Annotated in this window: 17 protein-coding genes; 5 read left to right on the top strand and 12 right to left on the bottom strand. The window is 73.7% G+C overall.

The window, feature by feature from the left end; all coding sequences use genetic code 11:
• Nucleotides 1-16 precede the first annotated feature (16 nt).
• A complete protein-coding gene (locus G6039_RS00685) occupies nt 17-1,447 on the top strand; it encodes a CoA transferase (RefSeq protein ID WP_080688506.1) in 1,431 nt (476 codons plus the stop codon).
• Here G6039_RS00685 and meaB read toward each other — a convergent pair.
• Genes meaB through mutA form a run of 3 tightly spaced genes read right to left on the bottom strand, consistent with a single transcriptional unit; the run spans nt 1,392 to nt 6,530 of the window.
• Nucleotides 1,392-2,411, bottom strand: coding sequence for a methylmalonyl Co-A mutase-associated GTPase MeaB (gene meaB / locus G6039_RS00680; protein WP_006939329.1), 1,020 nt, complete (start codon nt 2,409-2,411; stop codon nt 1,392-1,394). The genes G6039_RS00685 and meaB overlap by 56 nt on opposite strands.
• Before the next feature lie 6 nt (nt 2,412-2,417).
• Nucleotides 2,418-4,664 carry a methylmalonyl-CoA mutase gene (gene scpA, locus G6039_RS00675; protein WP_006939328.1) on the bottom strand — a complete coding sequence of 749 codons (2,247 nt, stop codon included), beginning with the start codon at nt 4,662-4,664 and terminating at the stop codon, nt 2,418-2,420.
• A complete protein-coding gene (mutA, locus tag G6039_RS00670) occupies nt 4,665-6,530 on the bottom strand; it encodes a methylmalonyl-CoA mutase small subunit (protein WP_043798800.1) in 1,866 nt (621 codons plus the stop codon).
• Nucleotides 6,531-6,745: 215 nt separating this feature from the next.
• On the opposite strand from mutA, the gene G6039_RS00665 reads away from it, so the two are divergent.
• Genes G6039_RS00665 through G6039_RS00655 form a run of 3 tightly spaced genes read left to right on the top strand, consistent with a single transcriptional unit; the run spans nt 6,746 to nt 8,566 of the window.
• Nucleotides 6,746-7,420, top strand: coding sequence for a TVP38/TMEM64 family protein (locus tag G6039_RS00665; RefSeq protein WP_029543677.1), 675 nt, complete (start codon nt 6,746-6,748; stop codon nt 7,418-7,420).
• 31 nt (nt 7,421-7,451) lie between these two features.
• A complete protein-coding gene (locus G6039_RS00660) occupies nt 7,452-8,033 on the top strand; it encodes a hypothetical protein (RefSeq protein ID WP_006939314.1) in 582 nt (193 codons plus the stop codon).
• Entirely contained in the window at nt 8,030-8,566 is a 537-nt protein-coding gene (locus tag G6039_RS00655; protein WP_029543674.1) for a hypothetical protein, read from the top strand. The genes G6039_RS00660 and G6039_RS00655 overlap by 4 nt, the downstream gene beginning before the upstream one ends.
• Before the next feature lie 12 nt (nt 8,567-8,578).
• Here G6039_RS00655 and G6039_RS00650 read toward each other — a convergent pair whose 3' ends face one another.
• From G6039_RS00650 to G6039_RS00640, 3 genes are all read right to left on the bottom strand, one after another.
• Nucleotides 8,579-9,817: an SPFH domain-containing protein gene (locus G6039_RS00650; RefSeq protein WP_029543672.1), complete on the bottom strand. Its 1,239-nt coding sequence runs from the start codon at nt 9,815-9,817 to the stop codon at nt 8,579-8,581.
• On the bottom strand, nt 9,818-10,249 hold the full coding sequence (locus G6039_RS00645) for an NfeD family protein (protein WP_029543671.1): 432 nt from the start codon (nt 10,247-10,249) through the stop codon (nt 9,818-9,820).
• Between the two features lie 62 nt (nt 10,250-10,311).
• On the bottom strand, nt 10,312-11,133 hold the full coding sequence (locus tag G6039_RS00640) for a DUF3097 domain-containing protein (RefSeq protein ID WP_029543669.1): 822 nt from the start codon (nt 11,131-11,133) through the stop codon (nt 10,312-10,314).
• A gap of 107 nt (nt 11,134-11,240) precedes the next feature.
• On the opposite strand from G6039_RS00640, the gene G6039_RS00635 reads away from it, so the two are divergent.
• Nucleotides 11,241-12,050, top strand: coding sequence for a hypothetical protein (locus G6039_RS00635; RefSeq protein ID WP_006939299.1), 810 nt, complete (start codon nt 11,241-11,243; stop codon nt 12,048-12,050).
• An 85-nt stretch (nt 12,051-12,135) separates the two neighbouring features.
• Here G6039_RS00635 and G6039_RS00630 read toward each other — a convergent pair whose 3' ends face one another.
• The 6 genes from G6039_RS00630 to G6039_RS00605 all read right to left on the bottom strand — a co-directional run bounded on the left by G6039_RS00630 (nt 12,136) and on the right by G6039_RS00605 (nt 17,991).
• Complete coding sequence (locus G6039_RS00630) at nt 12,136-13,200, bottom strand: ferrochelatase (RefSeq protein WP_006939297.1); 1,065 nt, start codon at nt 13,198-13,200, stop codon at nt 12,136-12,138.
• A 9-nt stretch (nt 13,201-13,209) separates the two neighbouring features.
• Entirely contained in the window at nt 13,210-14,022 is an 813-nt protein-coding gene (gene inhA, locus G6039_RS00625) for an NADH-dependent enoyl-ACP reductase InhA (RefSeq protein ID WP_006939295.1), read from the bottom strand.
• A gap of 52 nt (nt 14,023-14,074) precedes the next feature.
• Nucleotides 14,075-14,824, bottom strand: a complete 750-nt coding sequence (gene fabG1 / locus G6039_RS00620; RefSeq protein WP_029543667.1) for a 3-oxoacyl-ACP reductase FabG1 — start codon at nt 14,822-14,824, stop codon at nt 14,075-14,077.
• A gap of 79 nt (nt 14,825-14,903) precedes the next feature.
• Complete coding sequence (locus G6039_RS00615; protein ID WP_006939291.1) at nt 14,904-15,884, bottom strand: VWA domain-containing protein; 981 nt, start codon at nt 15,882-15,884, stop codon at nt 14,904-14,906.
• Complete coding sequence (locus G6039_RS00610; protein ID WP_029543665.1) at nt 15,881-16,834, bottom strand: DUF58 domain-containing protein; 954 nt, start codon at nt 16,832-16,834, stop codon at nt 15,881-15,883. The genes G6039_RS00615 and G6039_RS00610 overlap by 4 nt, the downstream gene beginning before the upstream one ends.
• Entirely contained in the window at nt 16,831-17,991 is a 1,161-nt protein-coding gene (locus tag G6039_RS00605) for an AAA family ATPase (RefSeq protein WP_006939288.1), read from the bottom strand. Before G6039_RS00605 ends, G6039_RS00610 begins: the two co-directional genes overlap by 4 nt.
• Nucleotides 17,992-18,035: the final 44 nt, after the last annotated feature.

The following is an 18,035-nucleotide window of genomic DNA, read 5'->3' as shown; positions in this document are numbered from 1 at the left end:
GCTCTAGGCTCGGCGCATGACGCGCCCCCTCGCCCTGCTCGACGACTACAGCGCCGCCCTCGCCGACGCCGGCCTCGACGTCCCGGCCGACCCGGCCACCGGCATCCGCTGCGCCCCGGCCGGGCACTTCCTCGCCGCCCGGCTGCCGGTGGGCGACCTCGCCACGGGGGCCGTGGCGGCCTTCGCGTCGGCCGCCGACCGATACCGCCACACCCGCGGACTCGAGCCGCAGGGGGCGCGGCTCGACCCGGAGCGCATCGCCGCCTCGTTCGCCGGGGACCGGATGCTGCGCCTGGCCGGCCGGCCCGTTCACGGGTTCGCGGCACTGTCCGGGTACTTCGCCGCCGCCGACGGGTGGGTGCGCACCCACGCCAACTACCCGCACCACCGCGTGCGTCTGCTCCGCGCACTCGACCTGCCGGACGGTGCGGGCCGGGACGACTGCGCCGCCCGGATCCGGCAGCTGCCCGCCGCGGCGGTCGAGGACGCGGCCGCCGCGCACGACGCGATCGCGGTGCGGGTGCGCACCGAGCACGAGTGGGCCACGAGCGCGCAGGGCCGGGGCGCGGCGGCGGGCCCGCTGGTACGGATCCTCGCCCGGTCCGACAGTGCCGGCGAGACCCGGCCGGGCGGCGATCCGGCGCGGCCACTGACCGGGATCCGGGTGCTGGATCTGACCCGGGTGATCGCCGGCCCCGTCGCCGCCCGGGCGCTGGCCCTGCTGGGGGCGGACGTGCTGCGGGTGGATCCGCCCGCGCTGCCCGAGATCGCCTGGCAGCACGCCGAGAACGGGCAGGGCAAGCGCACCGCGCTGCTGGACCTGCGCACCGCCCGCGGCCGGGAGACGTGCCGCCGCCTGCTCGCCGACGCCGACGTGCTGCTCACCGGCTACCGGCCCGGGGCGCTCGACGCGCTGATCGGCGCACCCGTGCACCAGGCCCGGCCGGGCGTGGTGCACGGCCGGGTGTGCGCGTGGGGATGGTCCGGGCCGTGGGCGCCCCGTCGCGGCTTCGACTCGATCGTGCAGGCCGCCTCCGGGATCGCCGTCGTCGAGGGCCGCCCGGACGCGCCGGGAGTGCTCCCGGTGCAGGCTCTCGACCACGCGAGCGGCTACCTGCTCGCGGCCGGGGTGCTCGACGCGCTCACCGCGCGGCTCCGGGACGGGCGGGGCCGCGACGCAGCGGTCGCGCTGGCCCGCACCGGGGCGTGGCTGCTGCAGGCGCCCGGCCGCAACCCGCACCCGGCGACGCCGGCGAGCCCCGGCGCGGGCACCGTGGCCACGCACGCGGCGGTGACCGCGGCCCGGCCCGCGCTCGCCGAGTATCCGGACTATCCGTTCCCGGCCCGCGCGTGGGGCGCCGATCCGGCGGCCTGGGCCCCGGCTCCGGTGTCTAGGGTGCGGCGTCGAACGCGTCGAGGATCTGCTGGGCGGCCAGGGCTGCCGTGAGGGAGCCGTCGCGCACGGCGCGTTCGACGTCGCCGCGGAGCGCACGCACCCGCGGGTTGGTCTCGAGCCGGCGCAGCAGCTGGTCGTGCACCATGGTCCAGGTCCAGTCCACCAGCTGGCGGCGCCGGTTCTCCTCGAACAGGCCCGCCTCGGTGAGCACCCGGCGGTGTTCGAGGACGGTGTCCCAGAACGTGTCCAGGCCGGCGCCCTCCAGGCCGCTCATGGTGATCACCGGGGGTTTCCACACCGCGTCGTGCGGGTGCACGAGCCGCAGCGCGCCGGCGAGTTCCCGGGCCGCGACCCGCGCGTCGCGTTCGAACGGCCCGTCGGCCTTGTTCACCGCGACGAGGTCGGCGAGTTCGAGGACGCCCTTCTTGATGCCCTGCAGCTGGTCGCCGGTGCGGGCGAGGGTCAGGAAGGTGAAGCAGTCCACCATGTTCGCGACGGTGACCTCGGACTGCCCGACGCCGACGGTCTCGACGAGGATCACGTCGAATCCGGCGGCCTCGAGCAGCACCATCGTCTCGCGGGTGGCCTTGGCGACGCCGCCGAGGGTGCCGGCCGTGGGGGACGGCCGGATGTAGGCGTCGCGCTGCACCGACAACCGGGCCATGCGCGTCTTGTCGCCGAGGATGGAGCCGCCGGTGCGGGTCGACGACGGGTCCACCGCGAGCACCGCCACCCGGTGGCCCTTGCCGAGCAGGTACATGCCCAACGCGTCGATGAAGGTGGACTTGCCGACGCCGGGGACGCCGGTGATGCCCACGCGCATCGCGCCGCCCGCCTCCGGGAGCAGGCGCAGCAGCAGCTGTTGTGCCTGCTCCCGGTGGTCGTCCCGGGTGGATTCGACCAGGGTGATCGCCTTCGCCAGGCCGGCCCGCCGGTTGGCGAGCACGGCCTCGGCGAGGGCGTCGACGTCGACCGCGGGCCGACGGGTGGGACTGCCGACCGGGGTGCTGCCCATGCCGGGTCAGGCTCCCAGGTCGTGACCGAGCTGGTCGGCGAGCTTGTGCAGCAGGCCCACCGCGGCGTCCGCGATGACGGTGCCGGGCGGGAAGATCGCCGCGGCCCCGGCCTGGTACAGCTCGTCGAAGTCGCCGGGCGGGATGACGCCGCCGACGACGATCATGATGTCCGGGCGGCCCACCTCGGCGAGGGCCTCCCGCAGCGCGGGCACCAGGGTCAGGTGTCCCGCGGCCAACGACGACACGCCGATGACGTGCACGTCGTTGTCGGCCGCCTGGTTCGCGACCTCTTCGGGGGTCTGGAAGAGCGGTCCCACGTCGACGTCGAAGCCGAGGTCGGCGAAGGCGGTGGCGATCACCTTCTGCCCGCGGTCGTGACCGTCCTGCCCCATCTTCGCGACGAGGATGCGCGGCCGGCGGCCCTCCTCCTCGGCGAACTTCTCGACGAGTTCGGTTGCGGTGCTGATGTTGCCTGCCTTTCCGGCCTCGTCCCGGTAGACCCCGCTGATGGTGCGGATCTCGGCCTGGTGCCGTCCGTACACCTTCTCGAGGGCGTCGGAGATCTCGCCGACGGTGGCCTTGGCGCGGGCCGCGTCGATGGCCAGGGCCAGCAGGTTGTGGTCCGGGCCGCCGTCGGCCGAGCCGGCGGCGCGGGTCAGCGCGTCCAGCGCGACCTGCACGGCCTCGGGATCACGGTCGGCGCGCAACTGCTCGAGCTTGGCGATCTGCTCGGCCCGCACGCGGGAGTTCTCGACCTTGAGGACCTCGATTTCGTGGTCCTCGGTGACCTGATACTTGTTGACGCCGATCACCGGCTGGCGGCCGGAGTCGATCCGCGCCTGGGTGCGGGCCGCGGCCTCCTCGATGCGCAGCTTCGGGATGCCCTCGGAGATGGCCTGGGCCATGCCACCGGCCTCCTCGACCTCCGCGATGTGCTTGCGGGCGCGGTTGGCGAGCTCGTGGGTGAGCCATTCGAGGTAGTACGAGCCGCCCCACGGGTCGATCGGCCGGGTGGTGCCCGATTCCTGCTGCAGCAGCAGCTGGGTGTTGCGGGCGATGCGGGCGGAGAAGTCGGTCGGCAGTGCCAGCGCCTCGTCGAGGGCGTTGGTGTGCAGCGACTGGGTGTGGCCCTGGGTCGCGGCCATCGCCTCGATGCAGGTGCGGGCGACGTTGTTGAACACGTCCTGCGCGGTGAGCGACCAGCCGGAGGTCTGCGAGTGGGTGCGCAGCGACTTGGACTTGGCCGACTTCGGGTGGAACTTCTCGACGAGCTCGGCCCACAGCAGACGGCCGGCCCGCATCTTGGCGATCTCCATGTAGAAGTTCATCCCGATGGCCCAGAAGAAGGACAGGCGCGGGGCGAACTTGTCGATCTCCATGCCCGCGTCGAGGCCGGCGCGGAGGTACTCGACGCCGTCGGCGAGGGTGTAGGCCAGCTCGAGGTCGGCGGTCGCACCGGCCTCCTGGATGTGGTAGCCGGAGATCGAGATGGAGTTGAAGCGCGGCATGTTCGCGCTGGTGTAGGCGAAGATGTCGGAGATGATCCGCATCGACGGCTTGGGCGGATAGATGTAGGTGTTGCGGACCATGAACTCCTTCAGAATGTCGTTCTGAATGGTTCCGGCCAGCTGTTCGGGCTTGACGCCCTGCTCCTCCGCGGCGACGACGTACAGCGCCAGGATCGGCAGGACGGCGCCGTTCATGGTCATCGACACCGACACCTGCGACAGGTCGATGCCGTCGAACAGCTGCCGCATGTCGAGGATCGAGTCGATCGCGACGCCGGCCATGCCGACATCGCCCTGCACGCGGGGATGATCCGAGTCGTAGCCGCGGTGGGTGGCCAGGTCGAACGCCACCGACAGGCCCTTCTGCCCGGCCGCGAGGTTGCGCCGGTAGAAGGCGTTGGACTCGGCGGCGGTGGAGAAGCCCGCGTACTGGCGGATGGTCCACGGCTGGTTGACGTACATCGTCGGGTACGGGCCGCGCACGAACGGCTCGAGGCCCGGGTAGCTGCCCAGCGGGTAGCCCTCGGCGACGATCCGGTCGCGGTCGGCCTTGGTGTAGACGGGCTTGACGTCGATGCCCTCGGGCGTGGACCACACCACCTGATCGGTCGTGTAGTGGTTGGCGGCGGCGACCGATGCGACGAGCGCCGTGGCCTGCTCCTCGGTGGGGGCGGCGGGAGCCGGCGCCGCCGGATCCGTCAGCGGGACGTCGGCGAAGCTGCCGATCTCGTGTTCGATGCTCACTTACGCTCCCAGGGTGGTCAGCAGGTCGGTCAGCGCGGCGATCGCGTCGATCTTGGCGGTGAGGAACCCGTCCGGGCGCTCGGCGCCGGTGGTCTCGCTCACGGCCCTCTCCGGCCCGGCCAGCAGGACGGTACCGATCCCGGCGCCGCGGAGCGCGGTGACCGCGGCGGCGGCCTGTTCGCCGTAGCGCTTGTCGGTGCCGCACACGACGGCGACGGTGGCGCCCGAGTCGCGGACGGCGGCGGCGATGCTGTCGTCGTCGACGGACAGCGGGCCGGGGTTGACCGTCTCGATGCCGCCGGAGGCGAGCAGGTTCGCGGCGAACGTCGTGCGGATGTTGTGCTCGGCGATCGGGCCGAGCGGGGCGAGCAGCGCCCTGGGCCGGGTGCCGTGCGCGGCGAGATGGACGTCGGAGCGGTTGCGCAGCGCCTCGAACGCCGCGGCGTACCGGGCGACATCGGCGCCGGCGTCGGCGGTCTCCGCGGGCAGCGGGGCCTCGGCGAGGTTCGGGAACTCGTTGACGCCGGTCACCGCGGTCCGGCGGTGGGCGATGTCGGAGTCCCGGCGGGCGCGGGTGGCGGCGATGCGCTCGCCGATCAGGCCGTCGTCGAGGGCGGCGCGGTAGCCGCCGGCCGCCTCGATCTGCTGGAAGAACTCCCACGCCTTGGCCGCGATCTGCGCCGTGAGTTCCTCGACGTACCAGGACCCGGCGGCCGGGTCGAGGACGCGGCCGAGGTTGGATTCCTCGAGCAGCAGCAGCTGGGTGTTGCGGGCGATGCGCGCGGAGAAGGCCTCCGACACGCCGAGCGCACCGGTCGGCAGGGCGGTGTCGAACGGGAGCACGGTGACCGCGTCCGCACCGCCGATGCCGGCGCCGAACGCGGCGAGGGTGGTGCGCAGCATGTTCACCCAGGGGTCGCGCTGGGTCATCATCGCGGCGGAGGTGACGGCGTGCTGGGGGGCGTGGCCGGCGTCGGCGGCGCCCACGACCTGCGCGATGCGGGCCCACAGCTGCCGGCCGGCGCGGAACTTGGCGATGGTCTGGAACTGGTCGTCGGTGGCGGCGAGCCGGAACTCGATCTGGCCGAGCGCACGGGCCGCGGACTGGCGGCTGCCGGTCAGCTCGCGCAGGTACTCGAGGCCGGCGGCGACGGCGGCCCCGAGTTCCTCGGCGTCGGCGGCCCCGGCGTTGTGGAACGCGGTGCCGTCGACGGTGAGGGCCCGCACGGTCTCGGCGCGGTCCGCGGCGGCGTGGGCGAGTTCGACGGCCTGGGCGACGGTGACGTCGGCCCGACCCGAGAACGCGCTGGTCAGCGGCGCGGCACCGAGGTGCAGGCACACGGCGCCGCGGTCGGCGACGTCGGTGCGCGCATCGAGCAGGGCGTAGAGGGCGGCCGCGGCGGCGGCGGTGTCGGCGCCGGCGTCGAGGGTGACCGGCGCGAGGTCGAACAGGACCTTGTCGAGCGCGGCGGGCAGGCCGGCGATCGCGATGCCGTCCGCGCCGACGCGCAGCCACAGGGCGCTGACGCCGTTCTCGAGGGCGTCGAGGATGCGCTCGTTCACGTCACCGGCGGTGTCGCCGAAGCGGGCGCTGACGAGCCAGCCGGTGTTGACGTCGCGGGTCGCGGAACCGCCGCGGACGAACGGGAAGGAGCCGGGCAACGGCGCCTCGGGACGCTCGTCGCGCACGCCGTAGAGGGGGGCGACGGCGACGTCGTCGTAGGTGGTGGTCGCGAGCAGCCGCTGCGGTTCCGGTCCGAGCTCCGCGGGGTCGACGCGGCGGGACTTGGCCAGCACCCCCGCCACCGCCTCCTGCCACTGCGCATAGGCGCGCGCAGCGTCCTCGGCTTCTGAAGCTAATGACACGTGAGGGTCCTCTCGTACGCAGCGGGCGGGCTCGCCGAACACGGCCGTGGGAAACCTTAAACCGATTCCGATGTGATGCTAGCCGCATACACGCCGGCCCTATTGTGGGGATCACCACAGTTTCCCTAGCGATCGATAATGTCGTCGCCTAAGGAATCTACCGCGTGCCGAGGCAACCGCTCGTCCGGCCCCCGGCCCCGGTATCGTGACCGTTCGTGACGAGGATGCTGCGGGACCGCCGGATCCTCGGTGCCCTCGCCGTACTGGCCGCGCTCGCGGTCGTCGCGGTGCTGCTCCCCCACCCGTCCGTCGCCGGGGTGCGTGCGTGGGCCGAGTCGGCCGGGCCGCTCTTCCCGCTGCTGTTCTTCCTGATCCACGCGGTGGTGACCGTGGCCCCGTTCCCGCGGACGGTATTCACCCTCAGCGCCGGGGTGCTGTTCGGGTCGGCCACCGGGATCGCGGTGACCGTCGCCGCCACGACCGTCAGCGCCGTGCTGGCGCTGCTGCTGGTGCGCGCGATCGGCCGCGGCGTGGTCGAGGCCCACCTGAATCATCCGACGGCGCAGGCGGTCGACGAGCGGCTGGCCCGCCGGGGCTGGCTCGCGGTGGGGTCGCTGCGGCTGATCGCGCCGCTGCCGTTCGCGGTGGTCAACTACTGCTGCGGGGTCTCGTCGGTGCGGCTGGTCCCGTACACGCTGGGCACGGTCGCCGGCATCCTGCCTGGCACGGTGGGCGTGGTGTTGCTCGGCGACGCCCTGACGGGACGGACCGATCCCGCATTGCTGGCGGTCTCGGCGGTGTGCATCGCTCTCGGCGCGTCGGGACTGTGGCTCGAGTCGCGCCTCCCGGCGCCCCGCCCCGCGCCCGACCGGTCAAGTCTGAAAACTTGATTTTCCATATTCAAGTCTGCATCCTTGAGTCATGTTCGTGTTGACCGTCGACCAGCGCGGCAGCCGTCGCGACGTCGACCGGGTCGCGGACCTGCTCACCGAGCTGCGCGACGCCGAGCTGCTGCGCCCGTTCGAACGCACCGCCGGCGACGAGGTCCAGGCCGTCGCCGACGACCCGGCCGTCGTCGTCGATCTCGCACTCGACCTCGTCCGCCGCGGCTGCTGGAGCGTCGGCATCGGCGCCGGCGCCGTCGAGCAGCCCCTGCCGGCGCAGACCCGCGCCGGCCGGGGACCGGCGTTCGAGCATGCCCGCCGCGCCGTCGACCGCGCCAAGAACGCCCCCGCGCGGGTCGCCGTGGAGGGCTCGGACGCCGCCGCGGCCGCCGACGCGGACGCCGCCCTCACCCTGGTGGCGCTGCTGGTGACCCGCCGGTCCGACGCCGGGCACGAGGCCGTCGACCTCGTCCGGGGCGGGCTGACGCAGGCCGAGGCCGCCGCGCGGCTCGGCATCAGCACCCAGGCGGTGTCGCAGCGCCTGGCCGCCGCCGGCTGGCAGGCCGAACCGGCCGGGCGCGACCTCGCCCGCCGCCTCCTGGAAAGGGCCGACCGTTGACCGTCGTCACCCTGGTTCTGCTCGCCGTCGCCGCGCTGGCTCCGGCCCTGAGCCTGCGCCGCGGCGCACCGGTGTGGCTCGTCGCCGGGCTCGCTACGGCGGCGCTCGCCGGCGCCGCCCTCACCGCGACGGCCACGCCCGCCGTGCACGGCGTCGCCCTCGCCGCGACCCTGGTGCTCACGACCCTGGCGGCGGTCACCGGGGGCGCCCCCGCCGTGCTGGCCTCGTTCCGCATCGCCCGCCGCCAGCCCGACGCGGGACCGGCCCCCTCCCCGTCGCCGGCCGGCCCCGAACCGCCGCCCGGGCCGCTGCGCGGCGGGCGGGTGATCGGCCTGCTCGAGCGGGCGGCGGTCGCCGCCGCGATCCTGTCCGGCTGGCCGGAGGGCATCGCCGTCGTGCTGGCCGTCAAGGGCCTGGCCCGCTACCCCGAACTGCGCGAACCCCAGGCCTCCGAGCAGTTCATCATCGGCACCTTCACCAGCGTGCTGTGGGCGATCGCGGTGTGCGGGGTCGGGCGGGGCCTGCTCACCTGAGCGGCCCTCCGGTCACCGGGGTTCGCCGTGCCGCTGCCCCGGCTGCGGCTGCACCCATCCGCCCGTGATCGGCTCCGACGGCGGCAACGCCGTCGTGGGGGACGCGGCCGGCTCCCCGCCCCGGCGTTCGGCGCCGGTCGGGTTGTGCAGCGCCGGATCGACCGGCTTGCGGGCGACGGCCTCGGCGGCGGCGACGGCCTGCGCGACCTCCGGGTCGCGCGCGGTGGAGAACCAGTCGGCCACCTCGTCGGTGTCGTCCTCCGGCCGCGGGAGCCTCTCGTCGACCGGGCTCGGCTCGAACCGGAACACCCCGTCCTCGCCCGGCGCACCGAGGTGCCGGGCGAAGCCCTTGAGGGCGTCCCCGAAATCGCTCGGCACCATCCACACCTTGTTCGCGTCGCCCTGCGCCATCTGCGGCAGCGTCTGCAGGTACTGGTACGCGAGCAACTCGGGCGTCGGCCGACCGGACTTGATCGCCGCGAACACCTTCTCGATGGCCTTCGCCTGGCCCTGCGCCTCGAGGTACTTCGCGGCGCGGTCACCCTGGGCGCGCAGGATCCGCGACTGGCGATCGGCCTCCGCCTCGAGGATGGCCGCCTGCTTGGCGCCCTCGGCCGACAGGATCCGGGACTGCTTGTCGCCCTCGGCGGTCTTGATCGCCGACTCCCGGTGCCCCTCGGCGGTGAGGATCATCGCCCGCTTCTCCCGGTCCGCCTTCATCTGCTTCTCCATCGACTCCTGGATCGACGGGGGCGGATCGATGCTCTTGAGCTCCACCCGGGCCACGCGCAGTCCCCAGCGGCCGGTCGCCTCGTCGAGCACGCCGCGCAGCTGCCCGTTGATCGAATCGCGGGAGGTCAGCGTCTCCTCCAGGGTCATGCCGCCGACCACGTTGCGCAGCGTGGTCACCGTCAGCTGCTCCACCGCCGCGATGTAGTTGCTGATCTCGTACACGGCGGCCTGCGGATTCGTCACCTGGAAGTACACGACCGTGTCGATGCTCAGGGTGAGGTTGTCCTGGGTGATCACCGGCTGCGGCGGGAACGAGACCACCCGCTCGCGCAGGTCCACCTTGGCGCGGATCCGGTCGACGAACGGCACCAGGAACGTCAGCTGTCCCGACACGGTCCGGTAGTAGCGGCCGAGCCGCTCGATCACCGCGGCCTCGGCCTGCGGCACCAGCGCCACCGATTTGACGACCACCAGCGCCACGAACGCCACGACGACGGCGAGCACGATCAGCGCTTCCATCTACGGCCCCTTCCACACGACGGCCGTCGCGCCGTCGATCTGCATCACGGTCACGGTCGTGCCGGGCGGATACACCTCGGTGACGTCCAGCGGACGCGCGGTCCACACCTCACCGTCCAGCTTCACCTGCCCGGAGTGCGCGGCCACCTCCTCGAGCACCAGTGCCTGCTTGCCCGGCAGGGCGTCCACGTTCGTCGCCTTCGCCGGCGGCAGGGCGTAGCGCCGGCGCAGCACCGGCCGCACCCCGCCCAGCAGCACCAGCGACGACACCGCGAACACCACCGCGTCGGCCCACACCGGCAGATCCGTCGCGGCGGACACCCCGGCGGTGGCCAGGGCCGCGCCGCCGAGCATCAGCAGGACGAAATCACCCGTCAGCGCCTCCGCGGCGGCGAGCACCAGCCCGGCGATCAGCCATATCAATGCCGACACGACGCCATCCAACCACAAATCGGACATCGCGGGTGGCTCCGCAGGTCACGGCCCCGGCGCGGTCAGTCCCCGGTGGGCTCGGTGACGAAGTCGACGAGCCGCTCGACCGCCCCGATCAGCGGCGCCTCGAGATCCCGGAAGCTCGACACCGCCGAGTAGACGCGGCGCCACCCGTCCTGCGGGCTGCCCCACCCCAGCGCCCGGCACACCCCGGTCTTCCAGTCCTGCCCGCGCGGAATCGTCGGCCACGCCTCGATTCCCAGCGCCTTGGGCCGCACCGCCTGCCACACGTCGACGAACGGATGCCCGGTGACGAGCACGTGCGGCCCGAGGTTCGCGGTCAGCCGCTCCTCCTTGGATCCGGCGACGAGATGGTCGGCGAGCACCCCCACGCGGCGGCCGGGACCGGGCGCGAACCCGGCGAGCCGCTCCCCGAGATTGTCCAGGCCCTCGAGTTGCTCGACCACGACCCCCTCGACGCGCAGATCGTGCCCCCACACGCGTTCGACGAGGGCCGCGTCGTGCACGCCCTCCACCCAGATGCGGCTGCCGCGCGCGACCCGCGCCCGCAACCCCTCGACCTTCGTGGACCCGGACGCGGACCGGGTGGGGCCGCCCGCCCTCGGCCGCGGCGCGGGCCGCACCAGCGTCACCGGCCGGCCGTCGAGGAGGAACGCGGCGGGGCGCAGCGCGAACAGCCGGGTGCACCGCGAAGCGTCCTCGAGCCGGACGAAGTCGCCGTCGTAGGTGCGTTCGATGCCGACGATCGCACCGCACCAACCGGACGCGACGTCCTCGACCACCAGGTCCTTCTCGGCGGGCACCTCGGGGATCGTGGGCTTACGGGCGCGCGGATGGCCGGCGAAGATGTCGCCGCCGTACATGTCGGGACTCACGCCCGCCACGTTAGGGCCGCCGCGGCCGCCGCGGCGGGAGGGCACGCCGACCGGCCGTGGCCCCGTCGCCGGGACGGCGCCTATGCTCGGAAACCGTGAGTTCACCCGGTCAGACCCTGACGGTGTGGGCCGGTTCCTGGTTGGCCGGGCACGCCGCACCGGACGACGTCATCGACGCCCTGCACGCCTGGGCGCCGATGCATCTGGTGGTCTCCCGCGACGAGCCCGCCGCCGACTTCTCCGCCGTGCCCGAGCATTCGCCCGTGGACGGCGCCGCCGTGCTGCTGTCCGCGCTGCGCCGGGCCGATCCGGCCGGCGTGGACGGGATCCGGCTGGTGCTGCCCGTGCCCGGCGACGTGCGGGGCCTGCCGCCGGGCACCGAGCTGGCGCGCGCCGCGGTCGCGGCCGGCGAGGCGGTGCTCGCCGGCGCACCCGGGACCCCCGGTCTCGGCTTCGTCCCCTCGGTGGAGGGGCCCGACGTGCTGCGCTGGACGCTGTTCGCGGTCCCGGCGGTGCCCGAGCCGCCCGCCGAGCCCGGCCTCGGGGAGGCCGAGTTCGCCATGCGCGAGGCGGTGCGGGACGCCGCGGCGAGGGTGGGCCGGGTGCTGACCGTCGGCGCGGACGGCCGTACCGCCGACCCCCGGGAGCAGATCGCGGCCGAGGTCGCCGAACATGCGCGGCACCGGTATCCGGAGTCGATGCCGGGGCGCGCGGCCCGCATCCTCGACTCGGCCGATCAGGTCGCGGCCATCCTCACGGTCGCCGGCCGCGGTGTGGAACCGAGGGCCGCCTCGGCCAGCGGGCAGGCCGCGCGGGAGGAGGCGCTGCGTCCGCTGTGGGCCGCGGTGCGGGCCGCCCGGCTCGGGGCGGTGGCGGCCGCGGTCCGGGCGGGGCATCACGCCTGACCCGATGCCGCGGACACGCCTCGGAGAGGCCCGGCGTCCTCGTTCTCTTACCCCGAGCCCGGGGTGGTGGGCTGAGCCCGCCCGGTCAGCGGCGGGGCCGGGCCGGTGGCCGGCAGCATTCCGGTGCGCACAGCACGCCGTTGCAGCCGACGCCCAGCAGCGGCTGGGTGCCGCGCCGCACGGGGGCGGCGCCGTCGAGGTGTTCGCGCACCAGCTCGCGCACCATCTGCACGAACCGCGGGTCGGGGCCGGCGGTGGCGGCGCGGGCGAACGCCATGCCGAGTTCCGCGGCCCGGTCGCGGGCTTCGGTGTCGAGGTCCCAGACGACTTCGAGGTGGTCGGAGACGAAGCCGACGGGCACGACGACGACCGCGTCGACGCCGCGCGCGTGCAGGGCCTCGAGGTGGTCGACGATGTCCGGCTCGAGCCACGGCACCTGCGGCGGCCCGGATCGGGACTGCCACACCAGGTCGTGGTCGGCGCTGCCGGCGGCGGTGGCCACCAGGCGGGCCGCCTCGGCGACCTGCCGGCTGTACAGGTGCCCGCCCAGCTCGGGTGGGCCGCCGGTGGCGTCGGCGGCGGTGGGCACCGAGTGGGCGGTGAACACCAGGCGCGCCGCGTCGCGGCGGTCGGCGGGCAGCTGTGCCCGCGCCGCGGCGACCGCGTCGGCGACGGCGTCGAGGAACAGCGGGTGATCGTAGAAGTGCCGCAGCTTGGTCAGCACGGGTGCGTCGTCGCCGACGGCGGCGCGGGCGCGGGCGATGTCCTCGTGGTACTGCCGGCACCCCGAATAGCCACCCCACGCCGAGGTGGGGAACACCAGCGCGTTGCGCACCCCGTCGTCGCGCATGGCCGCGACGGTGTCCTCGATCATCGGGTGCCAGTTGCGGTTGCCGAAGTAGATCGGCAGATCCAGCCCGGCGGCGGCGAAGTCCGCCTCGAGGCGCGCGATGAGGTCGCGGTTGAGGGCGTTGATCGGTGAGACACCCCCGAAGTGCAGGTAGTGCTCGGCGACCTCGTCGAGGCGTTCGGGCGGCACGCCGCGGCCCCGGGTGACATTCTCGAGGAACGGGCGCACGTCGTCCGGCCCTTCCGGACCGCCGAACGAGAGCACCAGCAGTGCGTCGTACGGCTCGGAGGTACGGGTCATGGCTCGACCCTAGGCGCCGGCACCGAAGCCGACCTGGGAATGGAATCCCCCGTCGACGTAGACGATCGACCCGGTGGTGCCGGGCAGCCAGTCGGACAGCACCGTGCACACGGTCTTCGCGACGGGCGTGGGGTCGTCGACGTCCCAGCCGATCGGGGCCGCCGCGGACCAGCCCTCGTTGAGCCGGTTCATCTCGGCGCCGGGGCCGGTGGCGTCGCCGGCGATGGCCTTGGCGGCGAGGGTCTTGATCGGGCCGGCGGCGACGAGGTTGGAGCGGATACCGCGGCCGCCGACCTCCTTGGCGACGTACCGGTTGACGGACTCGAGGGTGGCCTTGGACACGCCCATCCAGTTGTAGAACGGGACGGCGCGGGCGGGGTCGAAGTCCATGCCGACCAGGGAGGCGCCGTCGTTGAGGACGGGCAGCAGGGCCTTGGCGAGCGCGGCGTAGGAGTAGGCGGAGACCTCGAGGGCGACGGCGACGTCGGTCCACGGCGCGTCGAGGAACGGGCTGCCCAGGCACGAGCGGGGGGCGAAGCCGATGGAGTGCACGACGCCGTCGAGGCCCTCGGGGGCGAGCTCGCGCACCCGGCCGGCGAGGGTGTCGAGGTGGTCGGTGTTCTGCACGTCGAGTTCGAGGGCCGGGGGCACCGGCTGCGGCAGCCGCTGCGCGATGCGATCGATCAGGCGCAGCCGGTCGAAGCCGGTGACGACGACCTTCGCGCCCTGTTCCTGCGCGACCTTCGCGGTGTGGAAGGCGATGGAGGCGTCGGTGATGATGCCGGTGACGAGAATGGTCTTGCCCTCGAGCAGTCCGCCCATGAGTGTGTCGGTCCTCCAGTGAGTTTCGGATGTGGTGGCGTGCGTGCCGGCGTCAGTGCCCCATGCCGAGGCCGCCGTCGACGGGGATGACCGCGCCGGAGACGTAGGCGGAGTCGTCGGACGCGAGGAAGCTCACGACCGCCGCGACGTCCTCGGGCTTGCCGAGACGCTGCAGCGGGATGAACTTCTTCGCGGTGTCGCGGACGTCGTCGGAGAGCTCGGCGGTCATGTCCGTCTCGATGAATCCGGGCGCGACGACATTCGCCGTGATCGAACGCGAGCCGAGTTCGCGGGTCACCGAGCGGGCCAGGCCGATGACGCCGGCCTTCGAGGACGCGTAGTTGATCTGCCCCGCCTGACCGGCCATGCCGACGACCGAGCCGAGGAAGATCATCCGACCCCAGCGCCCCCGCAGCATCGCGCGGTTGGCGCGCTTCGCGCACCGGAACGCACCGGTGAGGTTGGCGTCGATGACCTTCGCGAACTGGTCCTCGGTCATCCGCATCAGCAGCGTGTCGTCGGTGATGCCGGCGTTCGCGACCAGGACCTCGACCGGGCCCTGGTGCTCTTCGACCTCCTTGAACGCGGCGTCGACGGACGCGCTGTCGGTGACATCGCACCGGACGCCGAACAGTCCGTCCGGGGCGCCGGAGCCGCGGTGGGTGACGGCGACCTTGTGGCCGTCCGCCTGCAGGCGGCGAGCGACGGCGAGGCCGATGCCGCGGTTGCCGCCGGTGACGAGAACCGAGCGGGGGGTGGCCGCGGGGCGCGGCGATCCGGCGGGGCTGCTTGCGTCAGTCATGGGGTCAAACCCTATCTGGTGGCGGTACGGGTCGGTAACAAGGCGCCCGCGGCGGCGGGCACGCGGTCCGCGGCGCAGGTCAGGGCAGGCGTTGGCGCAGCAGCAGGGCGGCGGCGACACCCCCGGCGACGGCGAGGACACCGAGGATCAGCCACGGGCGGCTGGCGTCGCCGCGGGTGGTCTCGTACCCGATCTGTTCCTCGAGGGTGTTGTAGGCGTCCTCGAGTTCCTGCAGGTTCGATGCGGTGAAGAAGGTGCCGCCGGAGAGGTTGGCGATCTCCTTCAGGGACGGGTCGTCCACCGGCACCGGGATGCGCTCGTCCTCGATCGTGACGGTGCCGTACTCGGTGCCGAAGGAGATGGTCGAGACGGGCACGTCCTTGTCCGCGGCCTGCCGGGCGGCGGTGAAGCCGCCGCGCGGGTCGTCGGGGCTCTCCGGGACGGTCTGCTTGCCGTCCGAGAGCAGCACGATCCGCGCCGGGGGTGCCTGGTCGCCGCCGCCGAGCACCGCGGCGAGGGTGTCGACGGACTGCAGGGCCGTGAAGATCGCCTCGCCGGTGGCGGTGCGCTCGCTCAGCTGCAGGTTGTCGATCGCGGTCTTGGTGGCCTCCCGGTTGGTGGTCGGCGAGACGAGCACCGACGCGGTGCCGGAGAACGCCACCAGGCCGAGGTTGATGCCGGGAGTCAGGTCGTCGGCGAACGACTTGGCGGCGGCCTGCGCGGCGGCGAGGCGAGTGGGCTCGACGTCGGTGGCCTGCATCGACAGCGACACGTCGATCACCAGGACAACGGTGGCGCGGTTGCGCGGAACCCGCTGCTCGGCGGTGGGCCCGGCAGCGGCGACGGTGAGCAGCGCCAGCCCGGCCAGCAGCAACGCGACCGGGACGTGCCGGCTGCGGCCGGGCCGCTGGGGGGCGACCTTCTCGAGCAGCTCGAGGTTGGTGAACCGCAGCGTGTGCCGCATCCGGCGGCGTTGCACCGCCACGTATCCGGCGGCGAGGGCCCCGACGACGAACAGGAACAGCAACCACCACGGCGCGGTGAAGTCGGAGATGCTCACCGGCCCCCCTTCACCGGGGCGCCGAAGCTGTGGCGGCGGGCGGCGACGAACCGGACCACGTCGTCGATCCAGTTGCGGTCGGTGCGCAGGCTCAGCAGCGGGGCGCCGCAGCCGCGGACGGCCTTGCGCACGGCGGCGCGGTGCTCGGCGGCGGCCCGGGCGTAGTCGGCGCGCAACTGCTCGCTGGTGGTGAACTCGCGGGTGTGCCCGGTCTCGGGGTCGTGCAGCACGACGTCGCCGAGGTCGGGCAGTTCGAGGTCGCGGCGGTCGAGGACTTCCACCGCGAGCAGGTCGTGCCGGCCGGACAGGGCGCGCAGCGAACGCTCCCAGTCGATGGGGCCGAGGAAGTCGCTGACGACGACGGCCAGGCCGCGGCGACGCTGCGGGCGGCGCAGCGACTCGATCAGCCCGCGCAGGTCCCCGCGGGTGCCGTCGGGGGCGTGCGGGGTCGTCGCGATCGAGCGGAGCATCGCCTGCGTGTGCAACTGGCCGCCGCGGGCGGGCACGCGGTGGGTGCGCGCCCCGGTGCTCACGACGGCACCGATCCGGTTGCCGCCGCCGCCGGCGAGGTAGCCGACCGCGGCGGCGGCGGCCACGGCGAGGTCCCGCTTCTCGCAGACCCCGGTGCCGAAGTCGAGGCTGGGCGAGAGGTCGATCGCCAACCAGGTCTCGAGTTCGCGGTCGGCGACGGTCTGCCGCACGTGCGGGTGGGTGGTGCGGGCGGTGACGGACCAGTCCATCTGCCGCACGTCGTCGCCGGGCTGGTACTCGCGGGCGTCGCCGGGCTCCGAGCCGGGCCCCGGGATGAGCCCGAGGTGGTCGCCGTGCAGCACCCCGTCGAGGCGGCGCCGCACGGTCAGCTCGAGGGTCCGCAGCGCCGCCGTGAGGGCGGGGTCACGCAGCTCGCCGGAACGGAAGGTCGGCGGGGTCACCGGGGGGCGTCGGCTCACCGCTGCCCCGCACCCGCCTCCGGCCCGGTCACGCCTGCCGCCGGCGCGGCCGCGGCCCCGACCGGGACCGGGGCGGGCGGGTTGGCCTGCGGGGCGACCTGCGGCATGCCGACGGTCTGCAGGATGCGGGCGATGATCTGGTCGGGCGTGACGTCGTCGGCGAGGGCGTCGTAGGACAGCACCAGCCGGTGCCGCAGCACGTCCGGGATGATGTCGACGACGTCCTGCGGCACGACGTAGTCGCGACCGCGCAGCAGCGCCAGGGCGCGCGCGGCGGAGATGATGCCGAGGGTCGCCCGCGGGGAGGCCCCGTAGGCGATCCACCCGTCGACCTCGGTCAGGCCGATCTCGCCGGGGGCGCGGGTGGCGAAGATGACGCGCACCACGTAGTCGACGAGGGCGTGGTGGACGAACACGCGGTTGGCGACCTGCTGCAGGCGGATCAGCTCGTCGCTGTCGAGGACCTGCTTGGGTTCGGGTGCGGCCACCCCCATGCGGTAGACGATCTCGCGTTCCTCCTCGACCGTGGGGTAGTCGACGAGGACCTTGAACAGGAACCGGTCGCGCTGGGCCTCCGGCAGCGGATACACGCCCTCGTTCTCGATCGGGTTCTGGGTGGCCATCACCAGGAACGGGTCGGGCATGGGGAAGGTCCTGCCACCGATCGTGACGTGCCGTTCGGCCATCACCTCGAGCAGCGCGGACTGTACCTTCGCCGGGGCCCGGTTGATCTCGTCGGCGAGCACGAAGTTCGCCACGACGGGCCCGAGTTCGGTGTCGAACGCCTCGCGGCCCTGCCGGTAGATGCGGGTGCCGACGAGGTCGGTCGGCACCAGGTCCGGGGTGAACTGCACGCGGGAGAACGAGCCGCCGACGACCTTCGCGAACGTCTCGACCGCGAGGGTCTTGGCCACGCCGGGAACACCTTCGAGCAACACGTGGCCGCGGGCGAGGACGCCGACGAGCATCCGCTCGACGAGCCGGTCCTGACCGACGATCACCCGTTTGACCTCGTAGATCGCCTGCTCGAGCAGGCGCACATCGTGTGCCTGGTCCGACGTGCGTGCCGCGTCCCCGGCCGGGGCGGCCGCGGCCGCCGTGGCGGTCTTCGCGTCCGACGTTGCCGTGCCCGACGTGCCACCCTCGCGTGAGGTCACCAAGAATCCACCGCTTTCGCCTAGGTCGTTCCTGCTCGAAGTCA

Origin of the sequence: Rhodococcus aetherivorans (genome assembly GCF_011058165.1) — a bacterium.
GTDB lineage: Bacteria > Actinomycetota > Actinomycetes > Mycobacteriales > Mycobacteriaceae > Rhodococcus > Rhodococcus aetherivorans.
Note: the sequence above shows the minus strand (reverse complement) of the source record. Positions and strands in the feature narration are given on the sequence as shown.

Bases quoted from the DNA above. Each gene is read 5' to 3' on its own strand.
- G6039_RS00685 (WP_080688506.1), top strand. From the start codon at position 17: ATGACGCGCCCCCTCGCCCTGCTCGACGACTACAGCGCCGCCCTCGCC.
- meaB (WP_006939329.1), bottom strand. From the start codon at position 2,411: ATGGGCAGCACCCCGGTCGGCAGTCCCACCCGTCGGCCCGCGGTCGAC.
- G6039_RS00660 (WP_006939314.1), top strand. From the start codon at position 7,452: ATGTTCGTGTTGACCGTCGACCAGCGCGGCAGCCGTCGCGACGTCGAC.
- G6039_RS00650 (WP_029543672.1), bottom strand. From the start codon at position 9,817: ATGGAAGCGCTGATCGTGCTCGCCGTCGTCGTGGCGTTCGTGGCGCTG.
- G6039_RS00640 (WP_029543669.1), bottom strand. From the start codon at position 11,133: ATGTACGGCGGCGACATCTTCGCCGGCCATCCGCGCGCCCGTAAGCCC.
- G6039_RS00630 (WP_006939297.1), bottom strand. From the start codon at position 13,200: ATGACCCGTACCTCCGAGCCGTACGACGCACTGCTGGTGCTCTCGTTC.
- inhA (WP_006939295.1), bottom strand. From the start codon at position 14,022: ATGGGCGGACTGCTCGAGGGCAAGACCATTCTCGTCACCGGCATCATC.
- fabG1 (WP_029543667.1), bottom strand. From the start codon at position 14,824: ATGACTGACGCAAGCAGCCCCGCCGGATCGCCGCGCCCCGCGGCCACC.